This is a genomic window from Paraburkholderia sejongensis (assembly GCF_020880815.1).
Classification (GTDB): Bacteria; Pseudomonadota; Gammaproteobacteria; order Burkholderiales; family Burkholderiaceae; genus Paraburkholderia; species Paraburkholderia sejongensis.
Genome location: NZ_JAJITD010000034.1, coordinates 1 through 16228 on the forward strand (window position 1 = coordinate 1; position 16228 = coordinate 16228).

Genomic DNA, 16228 nt, shown 5'->3' on the forward strand with positions numbered 1-16228 from the left:
CACCCGTTCGTTCGCCGCAGAGTAACGGCATGGCCGAATCGTTCGTGAAGACAATCAAGCACGATTACATTGCCTTTATGCACAAGCCCGATGTGCCAACAGCGCTCTCGCATCTGGCCGGCGGCTTTGAACATTACAACGAACGGCACCCGCATAAGGCACTGAAGTACCGTTCCCCCGGGAGTTCCGCCGAACCGCTGCATCATCAACTTAACGGTGTCCGAGTGTCCTGAGTTACAGGGTCAACTCCAGCCGTGTAGATTTCGTCGTTGAGTTTGGCTACCTTGGTGCCCACCAAACGAATGGTGGACTCAACAGTGGACAGCCCTCCACAATCCAGCCGGTCCAAGCGACCAAATTTTCGGTCGAGTTCAAGCGGCAGATCGCCGAGGCGACGCTCAAAGCCAGGCGCGTCGGCTGCGATCATCGCTCGCGAGCACGACATCAACGCCAATCTGCTGTTCAAATGGCGTCGTCATTGTCTTGCCGGCGATTTCGGCATGCCCGACGTTGCGTTGCCAGAGACGCTTGCACTCAACTGGTTACCATTGGCAGTGGGTGAGCCTTTGCCGGAAGTGCCGGCGCGCCCATTGTCGGACAGCGCAGGCGTCTACGAGGTCGAATGTGGCGACGTCCCTCTACGCCTGAGCGCTCACACGCCCATCGCAACCCTGATCAAGATTGTGGGAGGCCTTGCCCGATGAGCCTGCCGATGTTGCCGTCCGGATCCCGAGTGTGGCGGGCTGCCGACGTGACCGACATTCGGGCCGGATTCAACAGTCTTTTTGCCGCCAAGGTGCAGACAGTGCTTGAACGCGATCCGTTCTGCGGGCATGTGTTCGTGTTTCGGGGCAAACTCGGCGACCTGCTCAAAGTGCCGTGGCGGAGCGGCGATGGCATGTGCCTGCTGGTGAAGCGACTCGAGAAGGGCGCTTCGTATGGCATTAAGCCGACGGTGAGGTCATTTGCCTGAGCCCCGCGCGCCTATCAATGCTGCTGGAAGGCATCGACTGGCGGCAACCAACGTGAACGGCTCGACCGAAAAACGCTGAACGCGATGCTGCTCAGCCACGAGGCGGCGCTGCGCGAGCGCGACGCGCAGATGCTCAAGCTGCCGGAAACGATCGACTCGCAACAAGCCACATTGGCTTCACGCGAAGCCCAGACCGAACCCCTGAAGCTGCTCATCGCCAGACTGCGCCGTATGCAGTTCGGTCGCAAGTCGGAGAAGCTGGACCATAAGATCGAGTAACTCGAGCTCACTAGGCGAAGACGTCGTCGAACAACTTGAATACGTACCGGCAAGCTTCCGGGTTATCCGTCAAGTGCGCCCGAAGGTTGCGTGCGTGTGTTGCGACCGCATTTCTGAGGCGCCAGCACCGAGTCGTCCGATCGAACGTGGTCTTGCCGGCCCAGTGCTGCTGACACATGATCTGGTCTCGAAGTTCGCAGACCATATACCGCTTTACCGGCAGTCGGTCATGTACGCGCGAGAAGGCGTCGGGCTGGATTGCTCGCTGTTTGCAAAGTGGGTCGGTCACCCGGCGACGCCGCGGTAGCCGCTCGTCAAGTGATGTCGGTGACGAAATTGCACGCCGACGACACGCCGGTTCCGGTGCTTGCACCGGGCAACGGCAAGACGAAGACCGGTCGCCTGTCGGTGTACGTGCGCGATGATCGTGCATCGGCCACATGACGCCGCCGGCGCTGTGGTTCGCCTATCCGCCAGATCGCAAGGGCATCCGTCCGCAGCAGCACCTCGAGTCATTCAACGGCACGCTGCAAGCCGATGCATACGGTGGCAACCAGGCCATCTACGAAACCAGGCGGGTCACGGAAGCGGCTTGTTGGGCACACGCTCGATGACAGTTCTATGAATTGCACGCAGCGCGTCCCCGTGCGTTGAACACCGAATCGCGGGAGCTTATCGGCGCGCGATACAGGATTGAGGAGACGATCAGTGGCAAGCCGCCCGACGAGCGCCGTGCGCATCGCTAGGCGTTTGCGCGGCCGCTACTCCATCAATCCCAAGCGTGGCTCACAACGACGCTGGAAGCTCTCTCGCGCAAGTCGGACACGAGTCGGGCGATCTTCTACGGGCTGTACCGGTGGGAAGCGCTCACATGCTATTGCGATGACGGCAGTTGGAGATCGACAACCTGCCAGTTGAGCGCCCGTTACGCGGAGTGGCCATCGGTCGTCACAACTCTCATGACCCACGCCCTGTCAAGCGCGATTGGTGAGGTGTGGGTGACGAGATCGTTTGATCGATTGGCTTTCTCCAAAGTTATTGGGCAGAACACATGGACAAACTCGACGGTTGCTAAAACTCTCATTCGGGTGTTGGATAACCCAGGGTAACGATTCGTCGGAGGGCTGCCTTGCCCGGCAGGGCGTCTGACATGAAGTATTTTGAAACACGCAAGGTGCGTATCGAAATCATTCCAATGATCGACATCATGTTTTTCATACTGGTGTTTTTCATCTTGATTACACTGCGCATGATTCCAAACGCAGGTCTACGCACGCAACTGCCGTCGAGCAGGAGCGCGCGGAGACTGCCGCCGCCGAAGGTGACTGTGGCGCTCTGGGCCGATGGAAGCGTGTCGGTCGACGGTCGCCGACTCAGCACGGCAGAGCTGACCTCGATGCTCGTGAAGCGCCCCGATCCGGCCCATACGACTGTGACCATTGCGGGTGCGAAGGACGTGCAATTGCAAAAACTCGTGAACGCGATGGACGCGTGCCGCAGGCCGGAGTTACGCAAGTGTCGCTGGCGGCACAGCCAGAGTAGGTGAACCGACATGTCGTCGATAGAGTCCGTCGCACGGGGCCAACCGAAGCGTGGTACGCGCAGGTCACTTCATATATCAGCCGTGCTTGCACTTCTCGTCGAAGGGCTGTTGCTCCTAGGACTCGGAGTATGGCTGATTCGCCCGCGTATCACGGCCCCGATGCCGCCCGATTCGGTAACGATCGCGCTGACGTCGCCATCTGCGGTCTCGTTTCCGGAGCCTAAGTTTACTCGCTTGCGCGAAGTATCAAAGCCGTCTCAAAAGCCGGTGGTGCGGTCGCGTCGCACTGCGGTGACGCATGAGGCAGGTGTCAACAAAGCGGTACCGGCGAAGTCAACGCCGCTGCGGGTCTCTCCTGATTCTGCGCAGACGGCTCCGGATATGGCGTCAGTACAGCACTCCGCGCCAGTCGAGCCAGCCTCTGCGCCGAGTCTTGCACCAGAACCGCCCCCTCCAGCTTTGACCCACCCTGCGGTGAGGTTTGAGGCTGCGCTGCGCGTCGCGATCGAAGCGGCATTGCGTTATCCGGAATCTGCTCGCATGGAAGGCATAACTGGGCGAACACTCGTCAGATTTGTCTATCGCTACAGTACGACGTCTGACATTCACGTCGCAACGTCTAGCGGCATCGGTCAGCTTGACCGTGCGGCACTCGCAGCCGTTCGGGACGCCACGTGCCAACCTCCGCCGCGTGGGTTTGATGGCAAGAGCCTACCTGAGCAACTCTGGGTCGAGAGTACGCTCGACAGCTAGGAGGAAAGACAAGATGCCGACGTTGTTGGGTCTTCTACAGATAGCCGGTGCGGAGATTCACTAAAGCTCAAAAAAATCTATTTATTTCTCAAACTGCGAGAGTTCACGGATACTGGAAGGGACTGCCAATAGCCAGAGCCATGTGATCGCACAATGTCAGTGTACGGCAAGCTCATTGACAAACGTTTGTCAGATCGCCCTGTATTTTAGGTTGTGGTTAAAACTAGGTAGATGGGCCAGAAATTGCCTGCGTTTTTGAGCCTTCAACGAGCTGAAAAAACCGCCAATTAAACCGAGGGCGAGGTCGTATTGTTGAGGGGCGCGCTGGTGAGACAGAGCTGGCCTTTGCCAATGCGATGCATCAGTTCGATGGCGGAGAGGGCAACGGCGGCACTGCGAAACCGTTTGTGCCCGAGCATCACGTTCACCCGCGATTTGATGTGGCGGTGATCCCACTCAACCAAGTTATTAGGATACTTCGTGGAACGTGATTTCGTTCGCGTGGGCAGCGACCCTTCTGTTTTCGTCTCGCGCGGCGCCCGAGGAGGTGCCACGTAACCGTCCAGCGTGATTGTCTCAAGAGCGCGTCCCCGAGTCCTGATTGCCTTCGCGAAGAACGCCTTTGCTGCCGTTACTTCGCGCCTGGCGCTGAAGCGAAAATCGAACATCGAACATCTTTCCCGCCCGGTCAACTGCGCGGTAGAGATAGGCCCATTTGCCGCGAATCTTCGCATACGTCTCGTCGTTTCGCCACGATGCACCGGCTGTCGTGGCCGACCGATTCCAGCGCTTTACGCACTTCGGCGTGTAGCGGCTCACCCAACGCAGGATCGTAGTGTGGACGAGAGACAGGCCACGTTCAGCGATTATCTCGACAAGGCCGCGTAGACTGAGCTTGTGGTGTGGATGCCAACGCACGCAAAGAGCGATGACTTCGCGGTCGAAATGACGCCGATTGAACAACCATTCGAGATCTCTCAGCTTGCTCATCGGCTCGTGGTCTTCAAAAAATTAAGAGTAACAGACCGACGCAACAGAATTGCACCACAACCAAAAAATACCCGCGCGAAATTCGCGCGGGCTCAAGAGGACAAAACAAAGACATGCTGACGGCTGCAATTGCTAGTAAATAGCCGTCGTGGCCATATTAAGTGCTAGACGTTCGCCGAAGTGCACATATGACAATCGCTAACACTTTCCGATGTCGGCGATCTTCGTACTGCGAAGTTTTACGTGATATCAATAACCGTGTACTGTTTGAATCAGCTGAAGAAACACATTACCGAAGCCGACGCGAACCTTGGAGAGATGAAGTCAGCGCGCGACGAGGCACAGAAGTGAGCCGCTAGGCTTACAAGCAGGCAAGAGTAGATCGCGCGCGGCGGGTGACGCTCGCTGGCGAAACGATGCTGCGTGAAGTCGCGCACGGCGATTGCGACCTGACCAAATTTCGCCAGCTTATGGATGGATATTTATCGCGCCCAGCTGATCGTGCGCGGTTTGATCTCGAGTGAGTGCGATGGCATCACGCCGTTTCAGGGCAGTTTACGCGAGGCTGGCCCGGAACCGCGAACCCGTCGCCAGAGGGGCTCTGATTGCATTCGCCGTCGACTTAGAAATGAGCTGGAGCCGATACTGCGATCATGGCATCGAAGCTTCAATCGCTCATGGGAAATCCCAGAGTTCGCTCAGGCCCGCACGCTGAAGCAGAAGATCCAAGCGGCCAACCGCATTGGCGATGACTTCCAGACGGGTCTCACGCAACTGGCGGTCATACTCATTGACGATGATCTTCAGATCCTCGACGAGGTGCGGCGAAATGTGCCAGCTCCCCGTTTCTCTGCCGGTTTCCAGAATCGCCCGAACGGATTCCAGTGCACGGTTTAGAAAGGGTGTATCCAGCAGGCCGTGACCGGCTTCGGCAATGAGGCCCGTGAGCCATGCGACGCGCGCCATGCAGTACACCAGTGACTGGTCGGCCTCCCCGGCACGTATGCGTTCAAGGGCCATTCGGATGTGTAGCATCATCCCGTCGACGGACTCGCGCGAAAGCGGCAGAAACAACGCTCGTTGACGTTGGCCCCGATTTGGCACCCGCGCACTGGTCTTCCGTTTCCTTGTTCGTGACATTCCTATGCTCCGGTCGGTCTCCCGCCTCCTCAGGCAAGAAAAAACGCGCAACCCGTGAAGAGTGGCGCGTGAAGGGATAAATGCCGAGGTGACCGATTCCAGTGGAAAAGAAGCGGTCAAAGCAATATTAGGTGTGGTCGCTTCTGAAAAATATTAAGAATAGTCAGGTACGGGCGGCGTGTTCAGCCGGTCGCACCAAGCGGAATGATCTGCGCGCTTTCAACTGGTCGAGAGGCTACCTTCACCTTCTAATGTGATGCACGCCCACGTGCGACTCTCTGTCGAATGGTGGACTGATCGAAACATCACCCGGAAAAGCCGCGCAATTACTGGATTATTGGCGGACACCGCCAGAAAGATATCGCCGTTCGACCGGTTGGGCGAATCGGCTCGCCGCGCAGCATGGCGGTCTCGCTCGGGATTGCAGCGCCCAGCGAGCCGTTGCGACTTTATTTCGGTATGGCCGCCAGGTTGTATCTCGCTTGCGCGTCGCTATCGAGAATTCAGACGCCGTGAAGGTGGCATCCACTTGCGGCATCAGCGCAACAGACCATGAGTGGCGGCATCGCGATGAGCACCTAACCGGAATTGAGCGACTTCAACTCGGCGATCGAGCGCTTTACGCGTTCCAGATTGTCAAACATGCGTTTCCCGAGCGGCAGAAACTGCGCGCCGAAATAGGAGAGCCGAACACCGCCGGCGTGCGATGTACCATCTGTACGTCAAGCGCGTGTTTTGAGATCCCTGATCGCCGCGCTGAGCGCGCTTGTCGTCATGTGCAGCCGGGTGGTCCAGCTGGTGAACGCGCAGGTTTCGGCGACGACCTCCAAGCGCTGAGTTGTCGTAGCGTGTTATTCATTTCCAAATCGTTTGTGAGCGCGACCGGAGGGCGAATAGGAAGGCCGTCTGCGCAGAATTACCAGTTAAAACGGCCGGCGCCTTCGTGGGTACCGACCACGGGCGCGCTGACGAAATTTGACAGTTTCCTCCAAGCGATTTAGCAATTCTTGAAACGTTAGATTTTCCCCTGCTGCTAGTCTGGCATTATCGCGATTTACGTAATCGTTGCTTCGCCGTCCGGCCCAGATACGAGGATTCCAGATGATTCAATCGACACGCAAAGCTAGCGCGCTGCGGGCCTTCGCCGCCGCCGCGCTAGCCGCCTGTTGCACGCTCACCGCCGCGGCCGAGCCGGGCGCTTCTGCCGATGAATTGCTCGGCGATGCAAATCGGGTGTTGCAACAGCTCGACGCCGGCCAGTACAACGCGCTGTGGCAGGACGCGGCGCCGTTTATGCGCGAGAAGATGAGCGCGCAGCAGTTTGCGGGCTCGTTGCGACAGGCGCGGCAGACGGTAGGCGCGGTTTCGGAGCGCGGCTGGGCGGCGGTCACGCGGATCCGGTATACCCAGGTCACCGGGGTGCCCGACGGACTGTATGCGAACGTGGACTTTGCGACGACGCTCGCCGACGGCCATACGCTGTTCGAGATGGTCAGCTTCCAACTGGAGAGTGACGGACAGTGGCGTCTGACCGGCTATGCGCCGCGGCAGTCGCAAAACGCCGGCACGGGCCCGGCACAGATCGCGACGCCGTGATAGGCGGCGCAGTGGTAGTACGAGCGCTGGCCGGCGTCGGCCAGCATGCGGCGATACCGGACGGGGCCGCAGCGTCCGTTTGCGATTACGTCGCGGACGGCGTCACATCCGAGCAGGTCGGCTCCGCGCGTCATGGGCTGCTGGCAACGCCGGCATCGGACACGCCGTTCTCGCGTATCGCGCGGCGGCTGACGAGCGGCGATCTGCTTGTGGCGTCCCGTGAGATTGCCGACTGGCTGCAACGCGCACCCGCCGATGCGGGCGCGTTGACCGCGCACGCCATGTTGCTGCGTCTGCTGGGGCGCAACTTGGAGTCAGCCGCCACGCTCGAACGCGCGGTCGCGATCGCCCCCGACTTCGCGCCGGCGCTGCTGGAAATGGCCCGCCACGCGCGTCGCGACGGACGCTTGCAGCAGGCGGAAAGGTGGTACGCGAGAGCGCATCGCCAAGCGCCTGACGCGACCACGTGGTTCGAGGAGTGGTGCGAACTTTTGCAGCAACTGGAGCGCGATGACGAAGCCGCCCAGGTCGCGGTGCGCTGGTGCGAACGGCAGCCGGATGCGCCGAACGCATGGTTTCAGCTGGGTCTGTTGCGTCAGCGCAGCGGCGCGTATGCGGGTGCGCTCGCCGCGTACCAACGCGTACGCTCGCTTGATCCGCAGTATCCGATGCTGAGTAACAATCTGGCCGCGCTGCAACTGGCGCGCGGCGACAGCGAAGCCGCGCTGCGCCTGTGTAACGACGCGCTTCGTGTCGATCCCAATTCGACGTTGTCGTGGACCAATGCGTCGAATGCGTGGTTGATGCGGCATGAGCCCGAGCATGCGTTGCTGGCCGCGCAACGCGCGTGCACGTTGGCGCCTACATATGCATCGGCGCTTCTCGCGCTGAGCAACGCGCTGCGGGAATCGCAACGCCACCGCGAAGCTCTGGACGTGTTGGAGCGTGCCGTGCGGACCGGATCGACCGACGTGAGAACCCAATGGTCAATCGCGATGCTGCAGTTGCTGCTCGGCGATTACCGTAACGGCTGGCTCAATCACGAAGCGCGCTGGGCCGGTGCGCCGGAACTGGAACGGGCCTCGCAGTTGAGCGGCGACAGCCGCTGGCGCGGCGAGAGTCTGGCCGGCAGGACGCTGCTCGTGTGGGGCGAGCAGGGCTTCGGCGATGCGATCCAGTTCATCCGCTTCGTGCCGCAGCTCGCCGAGCAGGCGCGGCAAGCGGGCGGCACGTTGATTTACTGCTGCTTTGCGCCGCTACGCGCGCTGTTCGAACGCACGCTCGCGCCACTCGGTGTGCGGGTGTTGCCACATAATACGCAGCCCATGCCGCGCTTCGATTTTCATCTGCCGTTGGGCAGTCTGCCGTTGGCGTTGGGCATCACGCTCGAAACGTTGCCGGCGTCGTGCCGTTACCTTGAAGCAGACCCGCCGAGACTCGCGAAGTGGCGTGAGCGTCTGTCGGGCGACCGCAAGCTCAAGGTCGGGTTGGTGTGGAGCGGCAGTCGCACGCATCAGCGCAATCCCCTGCGCGAGGTGTCGCCAGCGCTGTATGCGCAGGCTTTTGCGGGCTTGCCCAACGTTACCTTTTACAGCCTGCAAATCGATGGCGCCGCCGAGGTCCAACAAATGTCGGCGGAGGGTTTGCCGCTGACGGATTATACGGCGGAACTCGCATCGTTCGACGACACCGCCGCGCTAATCGGCAATCTCGATCTGGTGATTACCGTGTGCACGTCGCTCGCGCATCTGTCCGGCGCGCTCGGCGCGCCTACGTGGCTGCTCGCCGACGTGAATCCGCACTGGGTGTGGATGCTAGAGCGCGACGATTCGCCGTGGTATCCGTCGGTGACGCTCTACCGGCAGCAGCAATACGCGGATTGGGCGCCGGTTTTGCATCTGGTGCGCGCTGATCTGGTGGCCCTGATGCGCTGACGGCGCGCTCGTCAGCTTGACGCACGACTCTTCTGCAAACGGGCGAGATCGTCAGCGATCCTCTCTATCACCGGCGCCCAGTCGCCGGGCTGCTGTTGCCGGTACAGACGCGCGATGTCCGGATACCACGGCGAATCATCGCGCTCGTGCAGCCAGCGCCAGCAACCGTCGAAACGCGACAGGATCCACACCGGTCTGGCGAGCGCGCCGGCTAGATGGGCGACCGACGTATCGACCGAAATCACCAGATCCAGGTTGTCGATCAGCGCGGCGGTATCGGCGAAATCGCCGACCTCGTTCATTGGATCGAATGGTCGAAGCTCTGCGGGAAGGTCCGTCAGTTGCGCCTGCGCGCGTTGCCCCTTTTGCAGACTGACGAAGCGGATGCCAGGCACGCGCAGCAACGGCAGATATGCGGTTAGCGGCAGCGAGCGGCGCTGGTCGATCGCATGCGCGTGCCGCTGATCCGGACGCGGCTCGCCAGACCAGACGAGGCCGACTTTCAGCGCGGGGCTCGTGACGTTCGGCTCGCACGATGCCAGCCGTTCCCGCCAGTACTCGATGCGTGCCGGCGCCGCATGCAGATACGGTAGCCGGCCAGGGATGTTGTCCAGCGTCGTGTCGAAGTGCAGCGGCAGACTCATCATCAGACACCAGTAGTCGTGAGCCGGGATCGCGGCTGGGTGGTCGTCCGAGCAGATCCACGCGTCGACGCCGTCGAGAGTCGCGAACAGTTTCCTCAGAGCGGGTGAACTGGCGACCGTCAGCTTCGATACGCCGCGCGCCTTCAACAGCGGAATAAAACGCGCGAACTGGAGGCAATCGCCAAAGCCCTGCTCGGGCCACACGAGCAGCGATTTACCCTCCAGCGATTCGTGTTGCCACTGCGCAAACGGCAGCGCGGGCCGCCGGTGCGCGAGCAGCTCGTCCTTTCCCCAGTCCGGTGAGCTCTGGTAGCGCGTTTCGTGCAGCGGCCACGCTTGCGCGTAACGGCCGGTCTTCAGCAACACGAGGCTCAGGTTGTAATGCGCCGGCAGATAGCATGGGTTCAGCGCGATCGCACGCGTGAAGCATGCGCCGGCTTCGTCGAGATCCTGCGATTCGTACAGCACGCAGCCGAGCCGGTTGTGCGCGACTGCCGAGTCCGGTTCGAGCGTCAGCGCGTCGCGGTAACACGCTTGTGCTTCGGCGAGGCGCCGGCCGCTGTGCAGCAGACGGCCAAGGCTCGCATATGAATCCGCATGGTCAGGTTCCAGCGCGAGCGCGTGCCGATGCAACGCTTCAGCTTCGTCGGCGCGCGCGGTGGCGGCGAGCAGTACGCCGAGGTTGTTATACGCATCGACATAGGCCGGTGCGAGCGACAACGCGCGCCGGTAACACGACTCAGCTTCGGCCACGGCGCCGGTGTCGGTCAGCAGGTTGGCCAGATTGAATTGCGCGGCAGCATCGGCGGGTTGCAGCGCCGCAGCCTGCCGATAACAGGCTTGCGCTTCGGGCCAGCGCTCCGCTTCGTGCAGCAGGCTGCCGAGATTGCCCCATGCGCCGGCGAAGCCCGGCTGCAACTCCAGCGCGCGGCGATAACTCGCTTCGGCCGCCTCGAGCCGATGTGTTTGCGCGAGCGTCAGAGCGAGGTTGTTGTGGGCCTCGGCATAGTCCGGCGCGAGCGATAGCGCGTGCCGGTAGCAGGCCTCGGCTGCCGCGAGCTCGTTCATGTCGCGCAGCAGATTGCCGAAATTCAGCCGTGCGAGCGGGTTGTCCGGTTGCAGCGAAACGGCATGCTGGTAGCTGGTCAGTGCATCTCGCAGGCGTCCGGTGCGGTGTAGCAGCAGCGCGAGGTTGATATGGGCATCGGCGTAGTCGGGATGTTGCGCGAGCGCCTGACGGTAGTTCGCTTCGGCCTCGGCTAAACGGCCGCTGTCGCTTAGCAGGAGTCCGTAATTGTTGTGTACCTCGGGGTAGTGAGGTGCCAGCAGCAGCGCGTGTCGATAGCAGGTTTCGGCTTCGGCCAGTCGCGCAGTGTTGAATAGCAGATTGCCGAGGTGGAAGTGCGTGTGGACGCGCGCAGGTTGCAGTGAGAGCGCGTGCCGGTAGCAGGCCTCGGCCTCGTCGAGGTGGCCGGCGTTTTCAAGCACGATGCCGAGATTGTCGTGTGCTTCGACAAAATCGGGCTCCAGAACCAGCGCCTGCCGATAGCAGGTTTCGGCTTCCGCGAAACGTTGCAGGCGCTCCAGCGCCACGCCGAGATTGCAGTGAACCGCCGCGCACTCCGGCTCGGATGCGATGCTTCGTTGAAGCAGCAGGCTCGCGTTGTATGCATCGCCGCACTGTAGATGAAGCACGCCGAGCCGATGCAACGCTTCGGCATGCTCAGGATTCGCGGCGAGCACCTGACGGTAGTGATGCTCGGCTTCGACCAACGACATTGCATGGTGTGCCGTCACGCGTTGCTGCAAGTGTTGGGTAATCGGGTCGGCGCTCATCGGTTCCTCGGGGCGGCATCGGCAGACGATAGGGGTAAGCACACCGGCTGGCAACCGGAAAAGCCGCGTGCGGCATCGGCGTGAAAATGCGCCGACACCCGTGAGGTAATTGGGGACTTGATTCTCAAACGGTCTGAAGGTTTTTAATGTACGTATATCGATTTGACTACTTGGCGCTGATTTTTGACATAATTTAACTATTTTGTCATTAACTGTCGATTGTATCCCGGTTGTCAAATTTTTGAAAAGAATAAATATTCTAGGGGTTCGGGGGCGTTCCAATTTTTTGGCAATTAATGGAGTGTTGAATCGGAGTGATGCTCCGGAAGCGAGCGCGCGATTCTTTAAAAAGTATTGCGGGGTCACGCAACGGATCAACGCGAATGCCAACAAGCAATTTTCAATTCCATATTTGTCAGTTCTTTATATTATCGGAAGATTTTTAGAAATTTGACAAAATATTCATGTTTAGTTTGCATTGTTTGCCAGTCCCCGAGAGGTTGAAATCTTAGAATTCGGTCGTCCCGTTCACGCGTGTCTGATTTTCGGTCTCATTCCGACGGATCGAAGTCGTTCTGATAACTAAATTCAGAGCAGTTGTGTCGCGCATTTTCGCTAGAGATGACAGATGAATAAAACTTACCGCTCGATCTGGAATGAGGCCCTCGGCGCATGGGTGGCCGCATCGGAAATTTCGTCCGCGCGCGGCAAACCGAATAAGTCAGCGGTGGCGAAAGCTGTCGTGGTCGTCGCGCTGGTGAGCGGCGCGGGGATGAACGTCGCGCAGGCGCAGTACTCGGCGGGGTTGGGGGCTGCATCGGGGACTGCATCGATCGCGATCGGCGGCAATGAGCCTGCTGGCGGCCCATTGAACACGACTGTTACGACCGCGTCTGGTGCAGAATCGGTCGCACTCGGCTGGAACACCACTGCGAGCGGCTCCTATTCGTTGGCGATCGGGCGTGCGTCGACGGCGACTGCGAATAGTTCGACCGCGTTCGGCTCGGGCTCGAAAGCATTGAACGTCAGCGCCGCCGCGTTTGGCAACGATGCGACCGCCTCTGGCGTTAGCTCGATCGCGCTGGGCGGAGGCAATAACTTGGGGGCAGGTGGCGCGGCGGCATTGGCGGACCAGTCGTTCGCTGTGGGGCGCTTCTCGGTGGTGAACGCGAGTGCGACCAATGGTATTGCTATCGGCACACAGTCGACCGCCTCCGCGGTGAACTCGGTGGCGGTGGGTATGGGCGCGTCGGCATCGGCAGCCAGCGGGTTGGCGCTTGGCGCTAGCGCGACCGCCAGCAACGCCAACGACGTGGCATTGGGCTCAAACTCGAAGACCGCCGCCGCGGTCGGCACGACTGGCGCGACGATCAACGGCACCGCCTATACATTTGCCGGCACCGCGCCGGCCAGCACGGTGAGCGTCGGCGCGTCCGGCGCGGAGCGCACGATCACCAACGTGGCGGCCGGGCGAATTTCGGCGACCAGCACGGACGCGGTTAACGGCAGTGAGCTGTATGCGACGAATCAGGCTGTCAACGCGGTGGGCTTGAGCGTGACCAGTCTGTCCACAGGCGTCAGTTCGCTGTCGACTGGTCTGAGCACGACGAATAGCACGTTAAACAGCCTCTCGAACTCGACTTCGACCGGCGTGAGTTCGCTGTCCACTGGTGTGAGTTCGTTGTCAACGGGTCTGAATTCGCTGTCGACCTCGACGTCCACGACGGCCAGTTCCTTGTCTACGGGCGTCAGCTCGCTGTCTAGCGGTCTTAGTACGACCAATAGCACGGTAAACAGCCTGTCGAGCTCGACTTCGACCGGCGTCAGTTCGCTGTCCACGGGCGTGAGCTCGTTGTCGACTGGCCTGAGCACGACCAATAGCACGGTAAAGAGCCTGTCGACGTCGACCTCGACGACGGCCAGCTCGTTGTCGACAGGCGTCAGTTCGCTGTCGACTGGTCTGAGCACGACCAATAGCTCGGTAAACAGCCTGTCGAGCTCGACGTCGACCGGCGTGAGTTCGCTGTCCACGGGTGTGAGCTCGCTGTCGACTGGCCTGAGCACGACGAATAGCACGGTAAACAGCCTGTCGACGTCGACTTCGACCGGCGTCAGTTCGCTGTCTACAGGTGTGAGCTCGCTGTCGACTGGCCTGAGCACGACGAATAGCACGGTAAATAGCCTGTCGACGTCGACATCGACGGGCTTGAGCTCTCTGTTGAGCTCGACCTCGACGACAGCCAGCTCGTTGTCGACAGGCGTCAGTTCGCTGTCAACTGGTCTGAGCACGACCAATAGCACGGTAAATAGCCTGTCGACGTCGACATCGACGGGCTTGAGCTCTCTGTCGACCTCGACCTCGACGACAGCCAGCTCGTTGTCGACAGGCGTCAGTTCGCTGTCAACTGGTCTGAGCACGACCAATAGCACGGTAAACAGTCTGTCGACGTCGACTTCGACCGGCGTCAGTTCGCTGTCTACGGGTGTGAGCTCGCTGTCGACTGGCCTGAGCACGACCAATAGCACGGTAAATAGCCTGTCGAGCTCGACGTCGACCGGTGTGAGTTCGCTGTCCACGGGTGTGAGCTCGCTGTCGACTGGCCTGAGCACGACCAATAGCACGGTAAATAGCCTGTCGACATCGACCTCGACGGGCTTGAGCTCTCTGTCGACCTCGACCTCGACGACAGCCAGCTCGTTGTCGACAGGCGTCAGTTCGCTGTCGACTGGTCTGAGCACGACCAATAGCACGGTAAACAGCCTGTCGAGCTCGACGTCGACCGGCGTCAGTTCGCTGTCGACTGGCCTGAGCACGACGAATAGCACGGTAAATAGCCTGTCGACGTCGACCTCGACAGGCTTGAGCTCTCTGTCGACCTCGACCTCGACGACGGCCAGCTCGTTGTCGACAGGCGTCAGTTCGCTGTCGACTGGTCTGAGCACGACCAATAGCTCGGTAAACAGCCTGTCGACGTCGACTTCGACCGGCGTCAGTTCGCTGTCTACAGGTGTGAGCTCGCTGTCGACTGGCCTGAGCACGACGAATAGCATGGTAAACAGCCTGTCGACGTCGACTTCGACCGGCGTCAGTTCGCTGTCTACAGGTGTAAGCTCGTTGTCGAGTGGTTTGAGCACAACGAATAGCACGGTAAATAGCCTGTCGAGCTCGACCTCGACGACGGCCAGCTCGTTGTCGACAGGCGTCAGTTCGCTGTCGACTGGTCTGAGCACGACCAATAGCACGGTAAATAGCCTGTCGACATCGACATCGACGGGCTTGAGCTCTCTGTCGACCTCGACCTCGACGACAGCCAGCTCGTTGTCGACAGGCGTCAGTTCGCTGTCAACTGGTCTGAGCACGACCAATAGCACGGTAAACAGCCTGTCGAGCTCGACGTCGACCGGCGTCAGTTCGCTGTCGACTGGCCTGAGCACGACCAATAGCAATCTGACGAGTCTGTCCTCGTCTACATCGTCGGGCATGTCGTCGTTGTCGACGCTGGTTTCGACGACACGCACGCATTATTTCAGCGTGAACGACAACGGCACGCAGGCAGGCAATTACAACAACGACGGTGCTACCGGCGTGAACGCGCTAGCGGCGGGCACCAATGCAACGGCTGCGGGAGCCAGCGGTGTGGCGATCGGCGACAGATCTAACGCAGAGGCGGCGAACAGCGTGGCAATCGGCGCGGGCGCGGTAGCCGCGACCGCTGTCGGCGATGTGGCGCTGGGTGCGGGCTCCGTGACCGGAGTCGCACACCCGACCTCGAGCGCGACGATCGGCGGCGCGACGTACAACTTTGCAGGGACGAATCCGACCAGCGTGGTCAGCGTGGGTGCGTCCGGCGCGGAAAGGCAGATCACGAATGTTGCGGCAGGGCGACTTAGCGCGACGAGCACGGATGCGATCAATGGCTCGCAGTTGTATGCGGCTGATCAGGCGATAGATAGTCTGTCGACCTCGACCGGCTTGATCTCAACGAGTATCAGCTCGCTGTCGACCGGCCTGAGCACGACGAACAGTACGGTGGATAGCCTCTCGACGTCGACTTCCACGGGCCTGAGCTCGCTGTCAACGTCGACCTCGACGACGGCCAGTTCGCTGTCGACGGGAGTCAGCTCACTGTCCACCGGCCTGAGCACGACAAACAGCACGGTAAATAGCCTCTCGACGTCGACCTCGACGGGCCTGAGCTCTCTGTCGAGCTCGACCTCGACGACGGCCAGCTCGCTGTCGACTGGTTTGAGCACGACCAACAGCACTGTGATCAGCCTTTCGACCTCCACGTCGACCGGCCTGAGCTCGCTGTCAACATCGAGCTCAACGACGGCCAGTTCGCTGTCAACGGGCGTGAGCTCGCTGTCGACCGGCCTGAGCACGACGAACAGTACGGTGGATAGTCTCTCGACGTCGACTTCCACGGGCCTGAGCTCGCTGTCAACGTCGACCTCAACGACGGCCAGTTCGCTGTCGACGGGCGTGAGCTCGCTGTCGACTGGTTTGAGCACGACCAACAGCACTGTGAATAGCCTTTCG

General features: G+C 60.6%; 9 protein-coding genes and 3 pseudogenes. 9 read left to right on the forward strand and 3 right to left on the reverse strand.

Annotation, left to right across the window (positions count from 1 at the left end; all coding sequences use genetic code 11):
- The 6 genes and pseudogenes from LJ656_RS34120 to LJ656_RS35225 all read left to right on the forward strand — a co-directional run.
- Nucleotides 1-214 (forward strand): annotated as a pseudogene (locus tag LJ656_RS34120) (integrase core domain-containing protein); the annotation flags it as partial.
- An 88-nt stretch (nucleotides 215-302) separates the two neighbouring features.
- The gene (locus tag LJ656_RS34125) at nucleotides 303-704 is read left to right on the forward strand and encodes a transposase (RefSeq protein ID WP_230513852.1); all 402 of its coding nucleotides are present in this window, start codon (nucleotides 303-305) and stop codon (nucleotides 702-704) included.
- Entirely contained in the window at nucleotides 701-973 is a 273-nt protein-coding gene (tnpB, locus tag LJ656_RS34130; protein ID WP_345778602.1) for an IS66 family insertion sequence element accessory protein TnpB, read from the forward strand. Before LJ656_RS34125 ends, tnpB begins: the two co-directional genes overlap by 4 nt.
- 84 nt (nucleotides 974-1057) lie before the next feature.
- Nucleotides 1058-2207: pseudogene (tnpC, locus tag LJ656_RS34140) on the forward strand (IS66 family transposase); the annotation flags it as partial.
- Nucleotides 2208-2402: 195 nt separating this feature from the next.
- Entirely contained in the window at nucleotides 2403-2798 is a 396-nt protein-coding gene (locus LJ656_RS34145; RefSeq protein ID WP_230513842.1) for an ExbD/TolR family protein, read from the forward strand.
- Between the two features lie 378 nt (nucleotides 2799-3176).
- On the forward strand, nucleotides 3177-3548 hold the full coding sequence (locus LJ656_RS35225) for an energy transducer TonB (RefSeq protein ID WP_425606073.1): 372 nt from the start codon (nucleotides 3177-3179) through the stop codon (nucleotides 3546-3548).
- A gap of 287 nt (nucleotides 3549-3835) precedes the next feature.
- Here LJ656_RS35225 and LJ656_RS35230 read toward each other — a convergent pair.
- Together LJ656_RS35230 and LJ656_RS34155 are read right to left on the reverse strand one after the other, a co-directional pair.
- Nucleotides 3836-4538, reverse strand: a pseudogene (locus LJ656_RS35230) (IS6 family transposase).
- A gap of 675 nt (nucleotides 4539-5213) precedes the next feature.
- On the reverse strand, nucleotides 5214-5612 hold the full coding sequence (locus LJ656_RS34155) for a hypothetical protein (protein WP_230513843.1): 399 nt from the start codon (nucleotides 5610-5612) through the stop codon (nucleotides 5214-5216).
- A gap of 1167 nt (nucleotides 5613-6779) precedes the next feature.
- Between LJ656_RS34155 and LJ656_RS34160 the strand changes: the two genes are divergently transcribed.
- Nucleotides 6780-7274, forward strand: a complete 495-nt coding sequence (locus tag LJ656_RS34160) for a DUF4019 domain-containing protein (RefSeq protein WP_230513844.1) — start codon at nucleotides 6780-6782, stop codon at nucleotides 7272-7274.
- An 11-nt stretch (nucleotides 7275-7285) separates the two neighbouring features.
- Complete coding sequence (locus LJ656_RS34165; protein WP_230513845.1) at nucleotides 7286-9208, forward strand: tetratricopeptide repeat protein; 1923 nt, start codon at nucleotides 7286-7288, stop codon at nucleotides 9206-9208.
- Nucleotides 9209-9219: 11 nt separating this feature from the next.
- Here LJ656_RS34165 and LJ656_RS34170 read toward each other — a convergent pair whose 3' ends face one another.
- A complete protein-coding gene (locus tag LJ656_RS34170; RefSeq protein WP_230513846.1) occupies nucleotides 9220-11688 on the reverse strand; it encodes a tetratricopeptide repeat protein in 2469 nt (822 codons plus the stop codon).
- Between the two features lie 628 nt (nucleotides 11689-12316).
- Between LJ656_RS34170 and LJ656_RS35235 the strand changes: the two genes are divergently transcribed.
- Nucleotides 12317-16228: beta strand repeat-containing protein (locus tag LJ656_RS35235; protein ID WP_268998892.1), on the forward strand; the 3912-nt coding region annotated here is incomplete at its 3' end.

Coding starts and splice junctions, on each gene's coding strand:
- LJ656_RS34125 (WP_230513852.1), top strand. CDS start 303: ATGGTGGACTCAACAGTGGACAGCCCTCCACAATCCAGCCGGTCCAAG.
- tnpB (WP_345778602.1), top strand. CDS start 701: ATGAGCCTGCCGATGTTGCCGTCCGGATCCCGAGTGTGGCGGGCTGCC.
- LJ656_RS34145 (WP_230513842.1), top strand. CDS start 2,403: ATGAAGTATTTTGAAACACGCAAGGTGCGTATCGAAATCATTCCAATG.
- LJ656_RS35225 (WP_425606073.1), top strand. CDS start 3,177: ATGGCGTCAGTACAGCACTCCGCGCCAGTCGAGCCAGCCTCTGCGCCG.
- LJ656_RS34160 (WP_230513844.1), top strand. CDS start 6,780: ATGATTCAATCGACACGCAAAGCTAGCGCGCTGCGGGCCTTCGCCGCC.
- LJ656_RS34170 (WP_230513846.1), bottom strand. CDS start 11,688: ATGAGCGCCGACCCGATTACCCAACACTTGCAGCAACGCGTGACGGCA.